This is a genomic window from uncultured Gelidibacter sp., assembly GCF_947500795.1.
Classification (GTDB): Bacteria; Bacteroidota; Bacteroidia; order Flavobacteriales; family Flavobacteriaceae; genus Gelidibacter.
In genome coordinates, this window is the sequence record NZ_CANMTE010000001.1 from 868,302 (window position 1) to 885,347 (window position 17,046).

Sequence of the window (17,046 nt, forward strand, 5' to 3'; positions counted from 1 at the left end):
ATTTTAGAAAAAATATTAACTCATGCCAGAAAAGAACATTTTAGACAAAAAATCATTAGAATTTTTAGAGACTTATTTAAATAACGCTTCACCGACAGGGTATGAATGGACCGGCCAAAAATTATGGATGGATTACCTAAAACCTTATGTTGATGAATTTATTACAGATACTTACGGAACTGCGGTGGGTGTCATCAATCCAGATGCAAAATACAAGGTCGTCATTGAAGGTCATGCCGATGAAATTTCATGGTATGTCAATTATATATCAGATAACGGTCTTATTTATGTCATCAGAAATGGCGGTAGCGACCATCAAATTGCACCAAGTAAGATTGTAAACATCCATACCAAAAACGGTATTGTAAAAGGTGTATTTGGATGGCCAGCAATCCACACAAGAGACAAAGCAAAGGAAGAAGCGCCAAAACCAGAAAATATCACCATTGATGTTGGTGCAAAAAACAAGGAGGAAGTTGAGAAAATGGGCGTTCACGTAGGATGCGTCATCACGTACCCAGACACCTTCCACATTTTAAACAATGATAAATTTGTATGTCGCGCTATCGATAATCGTATTGGCGGCTTCATGATTGCCCAAGTTGCCCGATTATTGAAAGAGAATAAAAAGACCTTGCCTTTCGGACTTTACATCACTAATTCAGTTCAGGAAGAAATTGGATTGCGCGGTGCTGAGATGATTGCAGAACGCATCAAACCTAACGTAGCCATTGTTACGGACGTAACGCACGACACGACCACGCCAATGATCGACAAGAAAAAAGAAGGTCATTTAGAGCTTGGATTAGGCCCTGTGGTTGCCTATGCGCCTGCTGTTCAACAAAAATTACGCGATTTAATTACAGAAACAGCTGAAAACAAAAAGATACCTTTCCAACGTTCCGCTTGTTCACGAGCAACGGGTACAGACACTGATGCGTTTGCATACAGCGGTATGGGCGTTGCAAGTGCTCTTATTTCCCTGCCATTGCGATATATGCATACCACGGTAGAAATGGTGCATAAAGAAGATGTCGAAAACGTGATTAGATTAATCTATGAAACGCTGTTGAATATTAAAGAAAACGATACGTTTAGTTATTTTGAAGACTAATCACTTTTTCAACATAAAATCATCAAATTGATATTTTTAAGTTAGCTGCAAAAGAAACAACGGCGGAAAATTCGCCGTTGTTTTAAGCAGTAAAATGAACACCATTAACTGTTTTTCTTCATTAAGAATTAGATTGGTTATAATTTTATTTAAAGATAACGTACTTAAAGTAAAGATTTAAATAGTATTTATATCTTACTAATATTAAGCATCTTAAAAAACAAATAAATCTATATAAATTCCATTAGATGCAGGATTTTAAAAAATAATAGGCGCGTTTGATATCTATAACAACTTAAATGGAAACCGAAGAATATATCGCAATTTTAGACGCAGATGGATCGCCAACAGGTAAAACCGCGCTCAAATCTGAAATCCACAAAAAAGGCCATTATCACAACACTTCACATGTCTGGTATTATAATGCCAATGCCGAAATACTTTTAGCACAACGCGCAGCTTCAAAAACAATTTACCCCTTGTTGTGGGACATCTCTGTGGCTGGCCATGTTGACGCCGGCGAAACCATTGAACAAGCAGCTATTAGGGAAACACGAGAGGAAATTGGAATTGAAATTACTGAAGATGCTCTTCATAAAATTGGCGTATATGAGTGCTTTCAAAGCTACCCTAACGGTATTATCGACAATGAATTCCACCATACATTTATTTCAGAAATCAATTGTTCACTAAGTGATCTTACCACAGATCCAGAAGAAGTTGAACAGGCGAAGCTTTTGAGTATACCAGAGTTTAAGGAACTTTTGGAGAATAGCGAAAACAACAGTCATTTCGTCGCCAGCAATACGCCCTACTACCTTGAGGTCATTAAGGCCATCGAAAAAAGAATCGTAAACAAAAAAGCATGACCTTATTACTTTTAGCCATTTCCCCGGTACTCATCATCATCTTTTATATTTTTATAAAAGACAACTACGAAAAGGAACCGAAGCGATTATTGGTCTTCAACTTTATTCTTGGCGCCATTGTCAGCATCATTATTACTACGATGCTGTACATGATTATCGATATCCCATTAAAACTTGAAAACCACACCAGTATTTTTGAGCAATTCGTCAAGGCCTTTTTTGTTGTTGGCCTTACGGAAGAATTCAGCAAATATGTTATTGTGCGCTATTATGCACAACCACACAAGGAATACAATGAGCCGTTTGACGGTATCGTATATGCCGTAATGGTTTCCATGGGTTTTGCAGCCACAGAAAACGTGATGTATGTAATGCAAGGTGGCGTGGAAGTGGCCATCATTAGAGCATTTACCGCAGTCCCTGCACATGCTACGTTCGCCATATTGATGGGCTATTTTATGGGGAAAGCAAAATTTTCTAAAAATCGGAAGATATTAAATTTGACAGGCCTTTTTCTCGCGACCTTGTTTCATGGCGCTTACGACTTCTTCCTATTTATCGATTTTATTCCAGGCATCTGGATAGGCGCTTTTATCTCTTTATTTATTGGAATTGTCTTAGCACAGAAAGCAATCAAGAGACATCAATTCAATTCTCAATTCAACACTCAGAAAAAAGGGTGAAACACTAAACTTTGATTAATTTTATCGGAATGAAAAATACTATAGCCGAAAGAATTGCCGATTTTATCAAAAGCTTCCCTCCTTTTGACCAACTTTCAAAAGAGGATTTATACGCTATTGCACAAGTCGTAACGATTACCTATCTCGAAAAGGATAAAATGGTTTATGCTGCCGGCGATGCGCTGCACGACAAATTCTACATGATCCACAAAGGCGCCATTGCACTGACTAAAGAAATCAACGCTAAATTGGAAACGGTCGATCGTTTTGATGAAGGTGATGTTTTTGGACTTCGACCACTTTTTGCTAAAGAAAACTATGCCACAAATGCCGTTACTGAAGAAGAAAGCATTCTCTACGGAATTCCTTTAGCCACGTTCAAGCCATTAATAAGCCAAAACAAAGATGTGGTTGACTTCCTGATAGAAAGCTTCGCTTCCAATACTGAAAACCCCTTTTCAAAAGAGATACACGGCTCACTATACGACAATCGTTTAGAGGTTTTGGCAAACGATAAAGAGCTTTTTGAACTGCAGCCTGTCCGCTATATCAAAAAAGTGATTACCGCCAAGGCGAACGCTAAAATCAAGGACATCGCACTGCTCATGCAGAAACACCATATTGGCTCGATAATTATAGAAGCTGATGATATTCCCATTGGGATTGTCACCAATGTGGATTTACGAAATAAAGTTATTACTGGTGAATATACCATTGATGCTGAAGTCAAGCACATTATGAGCGCACCGGTGTTGTGCTACCCAAAAGGGGTATCCATTAGTCAAGCACAACTCACAATGATGAAACATAACATTAGTCATTTATGTGTCACTGCGGATGGTACTCCAAATTCAAAAATTATTGGGGTCATCTCACAAAACGACATCAATGTGATGCGGGGCAGCAATCCAACGGTTTTAATGAAAGCCATCAAGCGCTCCCAATCCACAAAACAACTGAAGCATATCCGCAAAAAGATGATGGTGCTTTTAAAGGGTTTTATGAAACAGGACATCCCTTTAACCCAAACCAGTAAGATCATTTTTGAACTGAATGACGCCACCATTAAGCGGATTATTGAGCGCTGTATTGTAAAGATGGGGAAACAGCCTCCTGTGAAGTTTGCTTGGATGTCTATGGGCAGCCAAGGGCGAAAAGAGCAATTATTGCAAACAGATCAGGACAATGCCATCGTGTTTGAGAATGTTGAGGCAGATGAGTTGGAAGATGTAAGAGCCTATTTCCTATTGCTCTCAAAAAAAGTGAATAAACGGTTGAATGAAGTGGGCTTTGACTTTTGCCCGGCCGACATTATGGCGAAAAACCCAAAATGGTGCTTAAGTTTGGATGAATGGAAAAATCAGTTTAACCAATGGACCTCCAACACGGGTGATGATGAAATATTATTATCCTCCATTTTTTTCGACTTCGACATCACTTTTGGCGATGCCAGCCTCACAAACCAACTCTCGGATCACATCTTCGACATCACTAAAAACAATCACATGTTTCTAACCAAACTGGCCGCGAGCGCCCTGAGAAGCGCTTCTCCACTTGGATTCTTTAGGCGATTTTTGGTAGAAAAGGACGGTGAGTATAAAGATTTTTTCGACATTAAAAAACGCGCCATCATGCCAATTGTAGATGCCGGACGACTGTTTGCGCTTTCAAACCAAATTAAAAATATTAATAACACGGCGGAGCGGTTTGAAAAAATGGCCGAATTATTTCCCGCGAATAAAGAACTCTACCTATCCTGTTCCTACGCCTCAAAAGCCCTTCTCAAATTCCGCACAAAACATGGCTTGCTCCATAACGATAACGGTCGATTTATTGAAATTGCCGCATTGACCAAAGAAGAGAAAATGAAATTGAAACGGTGCTTTAACACCATAGCAAGGGTTCAAGAATCAATCAAACTGAAGTATAATCTAAGTAATTTTAAATGATGCTCTGGAACTTCAAAAAAAAGACTTACCCCGACTATTGGGAAGCGTATTTGCATCACTTTGAAAAAAAGGAAAAAAAGACCTTAGATTCTTCACGGTTTGTTGCCTTCGATTGTGAAACCACTGGATTCGATTTCTTTATTGACAGGATATTGTCTATCGGTGCAGTGTCCATTTCTAAGAATGAAATTGCTGTTGCCGATTCCTTTGAAATCTATTTAAAACAGTCCCATTTTAATCCAGATAGCGTTCCTATCCACGGTATTCTCCAACATGATATGTTGCCGAAACTTTCTGAAGAAGAGGCTATAAAGCAATTTCTCAACTATATTGAAGATGCCGTATTGATTGCCCATCATGCTAGCTTTGATATTCAAATGATCAATGCCGCATTGAACCGAATGGGTTTACCCAATTTGAAAAATAAAGTTATTGATACGATGAACCTCTATGCCAACACGCGAATCAAATCAAATTTTATTGATAAACGTGCCCATTACTCACTCGACCATATTGCAGAGGCCTATGCCATTAATTTGATGGATCGGCATACCGCGCCTGGTGATGCGCTAATTGCCGCAATCATATTCCTTAAGACCACAGCGCTTCTCAAAAAATCGAAATCATTTAAGTTGGAGCGCTATTTTCTTAAACCAAATATGTTTTAATATCCCTCATAATATTCGTAACTTTTCCACCATTAATGATAAAACCCTATGAATAAACAACACCAAGTTCTGGTCAATGAAGAGTTGGAACTATCCCTATCCGATAAGGATATAAAATCTTTAGATGCTATCAAGACATCTGACACAAAATACCATATACTTCATGGTGGTAAGTCTTACAACGCTGAAATAATAGACAGCAAGTTTAACGAAAGGTCATATAAAGTAAAGATTAACAATAACAGTTATAACATAAATATAAACAATAGTTTACATCAATTAATAAAGGATTTAGGTTTTGAAATTGGAAGCTCTAAAAAAGTGGATAAAATAACCGCTCCTATGCCTGGGTTAATTTTGGAAATCAATGTCAATATTGGTGATGAAGTCAAAGAAAATGACCCTCTATTAATTTTAGAGGCGATGAAAATGGAGAATGTTATCACGTCTCCACGAGAAGGCATTATCAAATCTATTGCTATTAAAAAAGGCGAAGCGGTTGATAAAAATCAGTTGTTGGTGGAGTTTGAATAAGCCAAGTCTTTTACAATGAAAATCAATCACGGAAGCTTCTCTAAAGCAGCTTTCCGTAACCAAACATAAGATTCCCGCTTTCGCAGGAACAGAAATACATTTTTCAATGAAAAAAATACTAATTGCAAATCGAGGAGAAATCGCCATTCGCGTGATGAAAACAGCAAAAAGAATGGGCATTAAAACGGTCGCGGTGTATTCTACTGCCGATCGTAATTCGCCTCACGTCAAATTTGCAGATGAAGCCGTTTTAATTGGTGAAGCACCTTCCAATCAGTCCTATTTATTAGGAAACAAAATTATAGAAGTCGCAAAAAGCTTGAATGTGGACGCAATTCACCCAGGCTACGGTTTTTTAAGTGAAAATGCCGATTTTGCTGAAGCTTGTGAAGCCAATAATATCATCTTTATTGGTCCAAAATCGAAGGCCATTAGAATTATGGGGAGCAAATTAGCAGCTAAAGAAGCTGTTAAACATTATGACATCCCAATGGTCCCAGGAATAGACGAAGCCATTACCGATGTTGAAAAAGCCAAGTCTATCGCGAATGATATCGGATTTCCTATCCTTATAAAAGCTTCCGCTGGTGGCGGTGGTAAGGGCATGCGGGTGGTTGAAAAAGCTTCCGAATTGGAATCGCAAATGAAGCGCGCTATTAGTGAGGCCACTTCTGCTTTTGGTGACGGCTCTGTTTTTATTGAAAAATATGTGAGTTCGCCACGTCATATTGAAATTCAAGTGATGGCGGACACCCACGGCAATACCATTCATCTTTTTGAAAGGGAATGCAGTATTCAGCGCCGTCATCAAAAGGTTGTTGAGGAAGCGCCTTCTTCTGTCCTAACCCCTGAATTGCGCTCTAAAATGGGTGAAGCGGCCATTAAAGTGGCGCAAGCCTGTGATTATGCAGGCGCAGGAACAGTAGAATTTTTATTGGACGAACATCTCAATTTCTACTTTTTAGAAATGAACACCCGACTGCAAGTGGAACATCCAGTAACGGAACTTATTACCAATACAGACTTGGTAGAACTCCAAATTCGTGTAGCTCGTGGCGAAGTACTACCTATAAAACAAAAAGATCTTAAAATTAAAGGGCATGCTTTAGAGTTGCGTGTTTATGCGGAAGATCCTTTAAATGATTTCTTGCCTAGCGTTGGAAACTTAGAAGTGTACCGCTTGCCAATAGGCGACAATATCAGGGTTGATAACGGTTTTGAGGAAGGTATGGACATTCCTATTTATTATGATCCGATGCTGGCTAAACTGATCACGTATGGCGCTACAAGAGCCGAGGCTATTGAGGAAATGCTGAAAGCCATCTCTAATTACCATATTGAAGGCATTGAAACAACACTTCCTTTCGGAACTTTTGTATTTGAACACGAGGCGTTTCGTTCTGGTAATTTTGACACCCATTTTGTAAAGAAATACTTTTCACCAGAAAGCATTAAAGCCCGTCGTGAAGAAGAAGCGCATTTGGCAGCATTAATCGCTGTAAAACAGTATTTAGAAGATCAAAAAGTGCTGCGTATCCCTGACAACGATTAATATAATACTTGATTGCGTTAAAACCATCAGCAACTAAATGGGATAACGGAACTGTTCAAAAAAAAGATAAAAAAAAGAGAATGCTAACATGTGTTGTCTGCTGAAAATTCGTTTGCATTTTAAGTGAAACAAAAAATATATGGAATCAAAAATAAAAGACCTTAACGAAAAACTTGCGCTGGCTTATCTCGGCGGTGGGCAAGATCGTATTGACAAACAACACGAAAAAAAGAAACTCACTGCAAGAGAACGGGTGGAATATTTATTGGACGAAGGTTCTTTTGAAGAAATTGGCGCCTTAGTTACCCATCGTGCCAAGGATTTCGGAATGGCCGATCAGCAATTCTATGGGGATGGCGTGGTGACAGGCTACGGCACGGTGCATGGTAAATTGGTGTATGTATTTGCACAGGATTTTACGGTTTTCGGAGGTTCATTATCCGAAACCCACGCGGAGAAAATTTGCAAGGTGATGGATTTAGCCGTTAAAGTTGGGGCTCCAATTATTGGCTTAAATGATTCTGGCGGCGCACGGATTCAGGAAGGCGTAAGAAGCTTGGGAGGTTATGCAGATATCTTTTATCGTAATGTCCAAGCATCTGGCGTGATTCCACAGATCTCTGCCATCATGGGACCTTGCGCGGGTGGCGCTGTTTACAGTCCAGCAATGACCGATTTCACGATCATGGTACAAGACACCAGTTATATGTTTGTTACCGGTCCTAATGTGGTAAAAACGGTTACGAATGAGAATGTGACCTCAGAAGAATTGGGAGGTGCCAGTACGCATTCCACAAAATCTGGCGTGGCACATATCACCGCTTCCAATGATATAGAATGTTTGGAGGATATTAAGAAACTCATTAGCTATCTACCCCAAAATAATACAGAAACCACTCCCCTTTTGCCTTTTGAATTGAAAGATGAAGTTAGAGACGTGCTCTCTGATATCATACCTGACAATGCCAATAAGCCGTATGACATGCACAGCGTGATCAATGGGATCATTGATACCGATTCCTTTTATGAAATCCATAAGGACTATGCTGAAAACATTATTGTAGGATTTGCAAGATTAGGCGGCAGAAGCATTGGCATTGTAGCCAATCAACCCATGTATTTGGCGGGCGTTTTAGATGTAAATAGCTCTAAAAAAGCGGCACGTTTTGTACGTTTCTGTGATTGTTTCAACATTCCATTATTAGTTTTAGAAGATGTGCCAGGCTTTTTACCAGGAACGGACCAAGAATGGCGCGGCATTATCGTTCATGGCGCTAAACTACTCTATGCTTTTAGTGAAGCCACCGTACCAAGAATTACCGTGATTACCAGAAAAGCCTATGGCGGCGCTTATGATGTTATGAATTCGAAACACATAGGTTCTGACATGAATTTTGCGTGGCCAAGTGCTGAGATTGCAGTTATGGGCGCAAAAGGTGCGGCAGAAATTATTTTTAAGAAAGAAATCAATAAGGCTGAGGATAAAGATGCTAAACTGAAAGAAAAAGAAGCGGAATATGCACGTCTTTTCGCTAATCCTTATAGCGCTGCGGAACGTGGTTTTGTTGACGAAGTAATCCTTCCAAAGGATACGCGACGCAAATTAATCAAGGCCTTTGCGATGTTAAAAGACAAAAAAGTGGAAACTCCAAAACGAAAACATGGAAATATTCCATTATAAGCAACCTATAGAAACAAAAAAATGACTTCAATTTACATGAAGTCATTTTTTTTATGGTAATACTCAAATCCTAATTAGGTTTTTGAGATCAATTTCTTTTTGTTTCGCGACTGCTTGCTAGGTTTAGCCTGCTCTGCTTTAATTCGCACATAAATGAGTTTATAGTGCCCTTTTGAATCTTCGCGACGCTCAATTTCAAACTCTTTTAAAGACTTAATTAACGGCGTTAATTTCTGGAAACCATAATTACGAGAATCAAAATTAGGCTGCTTCTTTTGCATCAATCCGCCAACATCACCTAAGAAGGCCCAGCCGTCTTCATCCGCAACATCATCAATAGTAGCGGCAATAAACTTAATTTCCTTCTGGGTGATTTTATCGACATTGCTCTTAGCCGTTTTTGACTCTTCTGTAGAAACAACTTCTTCGTCTGAACTTTGATTCTTAAGAATTTCAATATAGATGAACTTATCACAGGCAACAATAAAAGGATTTGGTGTTTTCTTTTCACCTATCCCATACACTTTCATCCCTGCTTCACGCAGTCGTGTTGCCAATCGGGTGAAATCGCTATCACTTGAAACGATACAAAAACCATCTACTTTTGCTGTGTAGAGAATGTCCATCGCATCAATAATCATGGCCGAATCTGTAGCGTTTTTACCTACCGTATACCCATATTGCTGAATTGGCGTAATGGCGTTTTCCAAGAGCATATTCTTCCATTTTGAAAGATGAGGCTTGGTCCAATCGCCATAAATACGCTTAATGGTAGGATTTCCATATTTGGCAATTTCCTCCATCATTTCCTTTACATAGGCTGAAGGGATATTATCCCCATCTATTAATACTGCAAGTTTTATATCCATTATGTCGTGTTGTAATTATTTCGAATTTATAAATATTTTAAAAGTTAAATATACCAATTAATTAGGAAATGTATTGGGGATACTGACTTTAATGACTCCCTAAAAAAATGAAACCATAGCCAAAAAGGCTATGGTTTCTTGCTCAACCAAATATTATAGCATTCAACTAATAAGAAAAACTAAACGAGCAATTTTTGATATACTTTATCTTTTATGGCCTGGTTTTGCGCAACACATGCTGCATATTTTTCAAATACATAGTCATGCTTCTGAATGTAAAACTGATCACATTCGGTGTCATTGCACTCCCTAACATTATTAAATAGATTTCTATAAGAATAGAATTCATTCAACAGATTGATATTTTCATTAATATCATCCAACAATGCATCACGCAGCTCCTTGTCGCCAATTTTATGAGCAACAATTTTTGCAAGTTGATCCGCTTCTACGTTCAAGGCGTCCAAGTGCGATATCCAAGACTGAAGTTCACGACGCATATGTCTTTTAACAATTTCGTCGTCCGTTTCATGTCCGTAATTAACTAAAGGTTTCATTACGCAATATTTAATTTTGTGATATTATTTTGTTTGACATCCAAAATGGTGATGTCCTTATCTCCACCAGGAAACGTCCAACTAATACTATCGTTTTTTGCATAGCCCATAACAGCAGCTCCCATTGGTAATAACAATGAAATTTTCTTTTGCGCATTATTACTTTCAGCAGGTAACACCACCTGGAAAGTATAAGACCAGCCATCTTGAGTAGCAATGGTAATTTCTGAATTGATTCTTACAACATCATCAGGCATTTTATCGTCATCCAAAATTTCAGCGCTTTCCATTTCTTTGGCGAATTTGGTCAGCGAGACTTTTTGGGTTGAATCTTTATAATCATTGGTGAGCGTCAACAAACGTTTTATCGCCACATACTCTTTCTTTTCTAAAATCAAATTACCGTACTTCATGTTTACATATTTATTAATAATTAAGGAAAAATACCACGTTGTATATACGCTCTTTCAATACGCTCAATAGCAATTATATACGCCGTTGAGCGCATATCAAGATTTTTTAACTTAGAGGTTTCATATACTTTTTTAAACACCTCTTTTATTCTTTTTTCTAGTTTGACCATGATTTCATCAAGATCCCACAATTCCCCGTTCCGATTTTGTAGCCATTCAAAATAACTACCAACCACACCGCCTGAATTACAAAGAATATCAGGAATCACGTCGATACCGCGCTCCTGTAAAATCTTTTCAGCTTCAACTGTTGTTGGTCCGTTAGCACCTTCAGCAATCAAAAACGCTTTAATTTTCGACGCGCGATCTTCAGTAATTTGATTGCCTAAGGCTGCTGGAATGCAGATGTCGCATTCCAATTCAAAAAACGCATCTTTATCCATAGCTTCCGATCCTGGAAATCCTACGACACTACCTTTATTAGAGGTGGTGTAATTAAATAGGGACTCAACTTCCAATCCGTTAGGATTCACAATGGTTCCGAATGCGTCTTGCACACCTATTAATTTTGCGCCTACTTCCTGTAAAAAGTGAGAGGCCCAATACCCGACATTTCCAAACCCTTGCACGATGAAGGTTTTATCCTTCAAATCAATATTTTTGTATTCTGCCCAATACTTAATGGTCAAAAACACTCCAAATCCTGTTGCTCTGTCACGTCCTTCAAGACCTCCAGAGCCTACTGGCTTTCCCGTGACCACATGTTGATTTTTAGAACGCTCTGCTGGCGGTTTTGTAGACATGTAAGTGTCCGCAATCCATGCCATAGTTTGCGCATTCGTATTAACATCTGGCGCCGGAATATCATGTTCAGGCCCAATATTATCTCCCAATGCATAAGTGAAACGTCTTGTTATACGTTCCAATTCTGAATCGGAATATTTGGTAGGATCCATTTGGATACCTCCCTTGGCACCACCATATGGCAACCCTGCCAAAGATGTTTTCCAGGTCATCCACATTGCCAACGCCTTAACGGAGTCAATATCAATGGTTGGATGATAACGTAAACCACCTTTATAGGGACCAAGCGCATTATTATGCTGCACGCGGTAGCCTTTAAAAATCTCCACATCACCGTTATCCATTCGCACCGGAAAATGAATGATGAGTTCATTATTGGTTACCGAAAGGATTTTCTTAATGTTCGGATTTAAGTTTATAAGTTCGGATGCCGCATCAAATTGCTTCATCACGTTTTGAAGCATCCCTTGTTTGGGTGCTTCTTTTACTACTTTCTTTTTTGTTAAAGTCATCGCTTCGTATTTAAAGTAAAACCTCTACTTTACTGCCGGAAGCAGATAAACTATTGGCCTCATTAATTATTTTTTGTTGAAACTCCTGATCGTAATCCGCCGAGACCTCATGTTCGCTGCATGACCAAATTGAACTTTTATCATTTGTTAAACAGCAGTAAGCGAGATGCTCACATGATGCACATAAACTGTTTTCGAGAGTTTTCATAACTTAATGTTTATAGCCAAGCTCCTAAAAGCAATTGATGTGCCGTTAAACAATAAGAAGTTCGTTCACTCTTGTAAACTATTGGCAATCAGTAATTTAAATTATTATGTTTAATGTTTCTATGTTTTCAGACTGGGTAAATTCTCCTCACTGAGGAATTATTACGCACTTAAAAACGCTATTTTATTTTGTCTCTCAAGGTTTTACGATCAATCTGAAGGATTTCTGCCGCCTTCGATTTATTATTCCCCATAGCCTCCAACACTTTAAGAATGTGTTTTTTTTCTACTTCCTTGAGCGATAAAAAGATATCCTGTTTTGGGAACTCAATTTGATATTTAAGGTGTTGCGGTAAATTTTCAATTTCCACTTGCTTATCGCACATAATCACCGCGCGCTGAATACTATTTTCCAGCTCCCTAATATTTCCTGGCCAATCATAACGTTCTAGCGCCAACAAAGCCTCTTCTGATATTTTAACGATGCGGTCCTTATACTCTACCCCATATTTGAATAGAAATTTATCAACTAAAAGTGGAATATCAGATTTACGATCCCGTAAAGGTGGCACATCTATTTGGACCACAGTCAATCGGTAATATAAATCTTCCCTAAAACGTCCTTTTTCAATAAGTTCTTTTAAATCAACATTTGTTGCTGCAATCACCCGAACGTCAATTTTCTCCACTTTTTGGGAACCGACCCTCATGATTTCCTTTTCCTGCAGCACCCTAAGCAAACTCAGCTGTGTGGCCATGGAGGCATTTCCAATTTCATCTAAAAATAGAGTGCCTTTATTTGCCGCTTGAAAGAAGCCACTCCGATCTTCATTAGCACCCGTAAACGCGCCTTTCGTGTAGCCAAACAATTCCGCTTCTAAAAGATTTTCAGGAATAGCGCCACAATTGACCGCCACAAATGGTGCTGCCGCAAATTTCCCCATATAGTGAATGGCACGCGCCACAAGCTCTTTTCCGGTTCCACTTTCGCCTTTAATGAAAACTGTAGCCTTATTATCCTTTACTCTATCAATAATATTTGATACGTTCTTAAACGCTTCAGATTGCCCAATAAGTTCCCCAAAAACGGGATGCTGCGAGGTAGCTTTTTTAGGTTTTGAATGTGTTCGTGGGCGTAACGCAAATGATTTCTCTACCGCATTCTTGAGTTCATCTTTGGTGAAAGGCTTGGTTAAGTAGTCCATAACTCCAGACTTCATTGCTGCTAATGCGCCATCAATAGAAGGATAGCCCGTTACCGCCAATTTTGGAATTTCGGGAAAATGTTCAGATACGTATTTTACCAATTGCAACCCATCAACGCCTGGCATTTGGAGATCGGTAATTAATAAATCAATGGATTGATCCTGTAAAATAGCAATTGCTTCTTTTACAGAAATAGCTTTATAGGTATGATAATTTAAGGACTGCAGATGCCTTTGGATAAGTTCTAAAATGTGCACATCATCATCCACAATCAATATGTTTTCCTTTTCCAATGGCATGTTTTACAATTTGGGAAATGTTAATGTAAAAATGGTTCCTTGCGGTTTATTCGCACTATGTTTTATGGTTCCTCTATGGCTTTTCATTATACCATGAACCACACTCAACCCTAAACCTGAACCTTCACCAACAGGTTTGGTGGTATAAAAAGGATTGAAAATGTGTTCAGAAATTTCTTTTGGAATACCTACGCCCTCATCACTTATAATCATAACCACTTCCTTAGCATGGTTGCTAATATCCACCACAATTTTTCCGTTTTGAGGAGAGAAATAAATGGCATTGATTACTAAGTTAAAAACAACTTGTGTGAGTTGAATGGCATCGACTTTAAATGAAATATCTTCTTCACTAAACTGCAACTGACAGTCCAATCCTTTTTTACTGAAACTAGGCTGCAACAAATTTATGGCCTCAGTGATTATCGGATTAATGTTCACCAATTCCATTTGATGAGGCATTTCACAGGAAAAGAACATTAATTTTTTCACCACTTCCCTTGAGAAAATGGCGCTATTCATTATTTTGTCTAAATCCTGAAGGGCAACCTTATCCTTAGCAAAACGTTCTTTTAATAATTCAGAAAACCCTAAAATATTCGCCAATGGCGTATTCAATTCATGCGCGATGCCTGCTGTAATTTCACCTAAAATTGCGAGTCTATCAGCACGCTCCATTTGACGCTTGGTCCGTTCTTCTTTATCAATAATCTGTTTGCGTTCTATGAGATTGCCAATTTCGGCCGCCAAGGTTTTTAAGAGTTTTTTCTCTTCTTCCAAGAACACATTCTCATTATATTTTTCCTTCGGATAGCCGATTTTAATAGCACCATAAGGCAAGTTGAACACCTTAATTGCCGAGAGAATAAACACTTGATCTTCTAACCTTTGGCCTGCATACACATGCTGATCTCCCAACTTTAATTCAACAAAAGCTTCCTCACTATAAAGTATAGCTTCCTTCAAACTGGCAGCAATGGCTTTAAAGGTCGGATCTAAATCATAAAGATTACAATTGGCAATATAGGAGCTGACATTGTACAGACAAGTCAGCTCCTTAATGCGTTCTTTTAATTTATCTTCTGTTGAAACACGGGTTCTCATTTTAATGCTTACAGCCTTTTATCGATAATCTCCTGTACAACTTCCGGATTCAACAAGGTACTTGTATCCCCCAAGTTGCTCATGTCATTTTCTGCAATCTTACGTAAAATACGACGCATAATTTTTCCACTTCTTGTTTTCGGCAAAGCCTCCGTAAACTGAATCTTATCAAGTTTTGCGATTGGCCCAATACGTTCTGATATCAATTGGTTGATTTCTTTGCGCAAATTATCATGGAGCCTGCTTTCTCCTGTTTCCTTTAAAGATATATAGCCATAAAGTGCGTTTCCTTTAATGTCATGTGGGAATCCTACAATTGCACTTTCTGAAACTGCTGGATGCTCATTAATGGCATCTTCCAAAGGTCCTGTTCCTAAATTATGTCCTGAAACAATCACGACATCATCTACCCTTCCTGTAATTCTGTAATATCCAACTTCATCACGCAACGCACCGTCACCCGTAAAGTATTTATTCTCGTAAGTAGAAAAATAGGTGTCTTTATAACGCTGGTGGTTATTCCAAATAGTTCGTGCCATTCCTGGCCAAGGGAATTTTATGCACAAACGGCCTTCTACCTGATTCCCGACTAATTCTTCGCCAGACTCATCAACTAATGCAGGTTGCACTCCTAAGAAAGGCAAGGTGGCGTAGGTAGGTTTTGTTGGCGTTACATATGGCAAAGGCGTAATCATAATGCCTCCGGTTTCTGTTTGCCACCACGTATCAACAATTGGGTTTTTACCTTTTCCAATAATGTCATTATACCAGTGCCATGCTTCCTCATTAATTGGTTCACCTACTGAACCGAGCACCTTAATGGACGATAAATCTACATTTTCAGCAAATGATAAATTCTGCTTTGCTAAGGCACGAATAGCAGTTGGTGCTGTATAAAACTGGTTCACTTTATGTTTTTCGACAATCTGCCAGAATCTTCCAAAGTCTGGATAATGCGGCACGCCTTCAAACATTAATGTAGTCGCACCATTGGCCAAGGGTCCATAAACGATATAACTATGGCCAGTAATCCAACCAATATCTGCCGTACACCAATAGACATCGTTTTCTTTATACTGGAACACATTCTTAAAAGTATACGCGGTGTACACCATATATCCGCCCGTGGTATGCACCATTCCTTTCGGCTTTCCTGTAGAACCAGAAGTATATAAAATGAACAACGGATCTTCGGCATCCATAATTTCGGCTTCAAAAACTGCCGAAGCCTTATCCATTAACGGCTGTAACCATATATCACGATTTTCGACCATTTGTATGTCAGAATTGGTACGATTTACCACCAATACTTTATCTACTTCACATTGTTGTAATGCCTCATCAACAATTCCTTTTAAGTCGATACTTTTATTACCTCTATAGGAACCATCTGCCGTAATCACAATTTTACAGTCGCTGTCTTTTATACGTGTGGATAGTGCGGTTGATGAGAATCCAGCGAAAACTACGTTATGGATTGCGCCAATTCGAGCACATGCCAATAAAGTGACTGCCAATTCAGGAATCATAGGCAAATACACACAAACGCGATCGCCTTTTTTAACTCCTTGATCTTTTAAAACGTTGGCCATTTTACATACGCGCTCATGAAGCTGTTTATAAGTGATGTGTTGGGCAGCTTCATCCGGACTATTCGGTTCAAATATTATGGCTGTTTTATCGCCACGATTGAGTAAATGCCTGTCTAGACAATTTTCTGTAATGTTCAATTTCGCGCCTTCAAACCATTTGATTTCTGGTTTTTTAAAATCCCAGGTGAGTACTTTGTCCCATTTTTTTCGCCATAAGAAATGCTCTTCAGCGATTTCTTCCCAAAAATTTTCAGGCTCACGTACTGATTTTCTATAGACTTGGTAATACTCCTCTAGGTTTTTAATGCTGTAATTACTCATAATTAAATATTCTTTGTCGTGTTGTAAATTTACTTTCTGTTATGTTGGTTTCTTTATTATGTAGGAACGAAGGCGCGTTCTCTCAAAAATATCAAATAATTTTTAAAATCGG

At 38.7% G+C, this 17,046-nt stretch carries 15 protein-coding genes; 8 read left to right on the forward strand and 7 right to left on the reverse strand.

The genetic code is table 11. The features are described from left to right. Window positions 1-22 precede the first annotated feature (22 nt). From Q0947_RS03830 to Q0947_RS03865, 8 genes are all read left to right on the forward strand, one after another. Window positions 23-1,114 (forward strand): M42 family metallopeptidase, encoded by a 1,092-nt coding sequence (locus tag Q0947_RS03830; protein WP_299391623.1) that lies wholly within the window; start codon window positions 23-25, stop codon window positions 1,112-1,114. 299 nt (window positions 1,115-1,413) lie between these two features. After that, a complete protein-coding gene (locus Q0947_RS03835) occupies window positions 1,414-1,983 on the forward strand; it encodes an NUDIX domain-containing protein (protein WP_299391625.1) in 570 nt (189 codons plus the stop codon). Beyond that, window positions 1,980-2,666 (forward strand): PrsW family glutamic-type intramembrane protease, encoded by a 687-nt coding sequence (locus Q0947_RS03840; RefSeq protein WP_299391627.1) that lies wholly within the window; start codon window positions 1,980-1,982, stop codon window positions 2,664-2,666. The genes Q0947_RS03835 and Q0947_RS03840 overlap by 4 nt, the downstream gene beginning before the upstream one ends. Before the next feature lie 29 nt (window positions 2,667-2,695). Next, a complete protein-coding gene (locus Q0947_RS03845; RefSeq protein ID WP_299391629.1) occupies window positions 2,696-4,615 on the forward strand; it encodes a DUF294 nucleotidyltransferase-like domain-containing protein in 1,920 nt (639 codons plus the stop codon). Further along, entirely contained in the window at window positions 4,612-5,283 is a 672-nt protein-coding gene (locus tag Q0947_RS03850; RefSeq protein WP_299391632.1) for a 3'-5' exonuclease, read from the forward strand. Before Q0947_RS03845 ends, Q0947_RS03850 begins: the two co-directional genes overlap by 4 nt. A 48-nt stretch (window positions 5,284-5,331) precedes the next feature. After that, entirely contained in the window at window positions 5,332-5,817 is a 486-nt protein-coding gene (locus Q0947_RS03855) for an acetyl-CoA carboxylase biotin carboxyl carrier protein subunit (protein ID WP_299391635.1), read from the forward strand. Window positions 5,818-5,923: 106 nt separating this feature from the next. Then, on the forward strand, window positions 5,924-7,369 hold the full coding sequence (gene accC / locus Q0947_RS03860) for an acetyl-CoA carboxylase biotin carboxylase subunit (RefSeq protein ID WP_299391638.1): 1,446 nt from the start codon (window positions 5,924-5,926) through the stop codon (window positions 7,367-7,369). A gap of 139 nt (window positions 7,370-7,508) precedes the next feature. Continuing rightward, window positions 7,509-9,050: an acyl-CoA carboxylase subunit beta gene (locus Q0947_RS03865; protein ID WP_299391641.1), complete on the forward strand. Its 1,542-nt coding sequence runs from the start codon at window positions 7,509-7,511 to the stop codon at window positions 9,048-9,050. 74 nt (window positions 9,051-9,124) lie between these two features. Here Q0947_RS03865 and Q0947_RS03870 read toward each other — a convergent pair whose 3' ends face one another. The 7 genes from Q0947_RS03870 to acs form a co-directional block, all read right to left on the reverse strand. Then, entirely contained in the window at window positions 9,125-9,919 is a 795-nt protein-coding gene (locus Q0947_RS03870; protein ID WP_299391644.1) for an NYN domain-containing protein, read from the reverse strand. Window positions 9,920-10,098: 179 nt separating this feature from the next. Beyond that, the gene (locus Q0947_RS03875) at window positions 10,099-10,476 is read right to left on the reverse strand and encodes a hypothetical protein (protein ID WP_299391646.1); all 378 of its coding nucleotides are present in this window, start codon (window positions 10,474-10,476) and stop codon (window positions 10,099-10,101) included. Then, window positions 10,476-10,889, reverse strand: coding sequence for a GreA/GreB family elongation factor (locus Q0947_RS03880; protein ID WP_299391649.1), 414 nt, complete (start codon window positions 10,887-10,889; stop codon window positions 10,476-10,478). Before Q0947_RS03880 ends, Q0947_RS03875 begins: the two co-directional genes overlap by 1 nt. 20 nt (window positions 10,890-10,909) lie before the next feature. After that, window positions 10,910-12,205 carry a Glu/Leu/Phe/Val dehydrogenase gene (locus Q0947_RS03885; protein ID WP_299391652.1) on the reverse strand — a complete coding sequence of 432 codons (1,296 nt, stop codon included), beginning with the start codon at window positions 12,203-12,205 and terminating at the stop codon, window positions 10,910-10,912. Window positions 12,206-12,591: 386 nt separating this feature from the next. Continuing rightward, window positions 12,592-13,917 carry a sigma-54 dependent transcriptional regulator gene (locus tag Q0947_RS03890; protein ID WP_299391654.1) on the reverse strand — a complete coding sequence of 442 codons (1,326 nt, stop codon included), beginning with the start codon at window positions 13,915-13,917 and terminating at the stop codon, window positions 12,592-12,594. A 3-nt stretch (window positions 13,918-13,920) separates the two neighbouring features. Continuing rightward, entirely contained in the window at window positions 13,921-15,021 is a 1,101-nt protein-coding gene (locus Q0947_RS03895) for an ATP-binding protein (protein ID WP_299391657.1), read from the reverse strand. Between the two features lie 8 nt (window positions 15,022-15,029). Further along, on the reverse strand, window positions 15,030-16,934 hold the full coding sequence (gene acs / locus Q0947_RS03900; protein WP_299391660.1) for an acetate--CoA ligase: 1,905 nt from the start codon (window positions 16,932-16,934) through the stop codon (window positions 15,030-15,032). Window positions 16,935-17,046 lie beyond the last annotated feature (112 nt).

Coding starts and splice junctions, on each gene's coding strand:
- acs (WP_299391660.1), bottom strand. CDS start 16,934: ATGAGTAATTACAGCATTAAAAACCTAGAGGAGTATTACCAAGTCTAT.
- Q0947_RS03875 (WP_299391646.1), bottom strand. CDS start 10,476: ATGAAACCTTTAGTTAATTACGGACATGAAACGGACGACGAAATTGTT.
- Q0947_RS03870 (WP_299391644.1), bottom strand. CDS start 9,919: ATGGATATAAAACTTGCAGTATTAATAGATGGGGATAATATCCCTTCA.
- Q0947_RS03880 (WP_299391649.1), bottom strand. CDS start 10,889: ATGAAGTACGGTAATTTGATTTTAGAAAAGAAAGAGTATGTGGCGATA.
- Q0947_RS03830 (WP_299391623.1), top strand. CDS start 23: ATGCCAGAAAAGAACATTTTAGACAAAAAATCATTAGAATTTTTAGAG.
- Q0947_RS03865 (WP_299391641.1), top strand. CDS start 7,509: ATGGAATCAAAAATAAAAGACCTTAACGAAAAACTTGCGCTGGCTTAT.
- Q0947_RS03890 (WP_299391654.1), bottom strand. CDS start 13,917: ATGCCATTGGAAAAGGAAAACATATTGATTGTGGATGATGATGTGCAC.
- Q0947_RS03845 (WP_299391629.1), top strand. CDS start 2,696: ATGAAAAATACTATAGCCGAAAGAATTGCCGATTTTATCAAAAGCTTC.
- accC (WP_299391638.1), top strand. CDS start 5,924: ATGAAAAAAATACTAATTGCAAATCGAGGAGAAATCGCCATTCGCGTG.
- Q0947_RS03885 (WP_299391652.1), bottom strand. CDS start 12,205: ATGACTTTAACAAAAAAGAAAGTAGTAAAAGAAGCACCCAAACAAGGG.
- Q0947_RS03835 (WP_299391625.1), top strand. CDS start 1,414: ATGGAAACCGAAGAATATATCGCAATTTTAGACGCAGATGGATCGCCA.
- Q0947_RS03855 (WP_299391635.1), top strand. CDS start 5,332: ATGAATAAACAACACCAAGTTCTGGTCAATGAAGAGTTGGAACTATCC.
- Q0947_RS03895 (WP_299391657.1), bottom strand. CDS start 15,021: ATGAGAACCCGTGTTTCAACAGAAGATAAATTAAAAGAACGCATTAAG.
- Q0947_RS03840 (WP_299391627.1), top strand. CDS start 1,980: ATGACCTTATTACTTTTAGCCATTTCCCCGGTACTCATCATCATCTTT.
- Q0947_RS03850 (WP_299391632.1), top strand. CDS start 4,612: ATGATGCTCTGGAACTTCAAAAAAAAGACTTACCCCGACTATTGGGAA.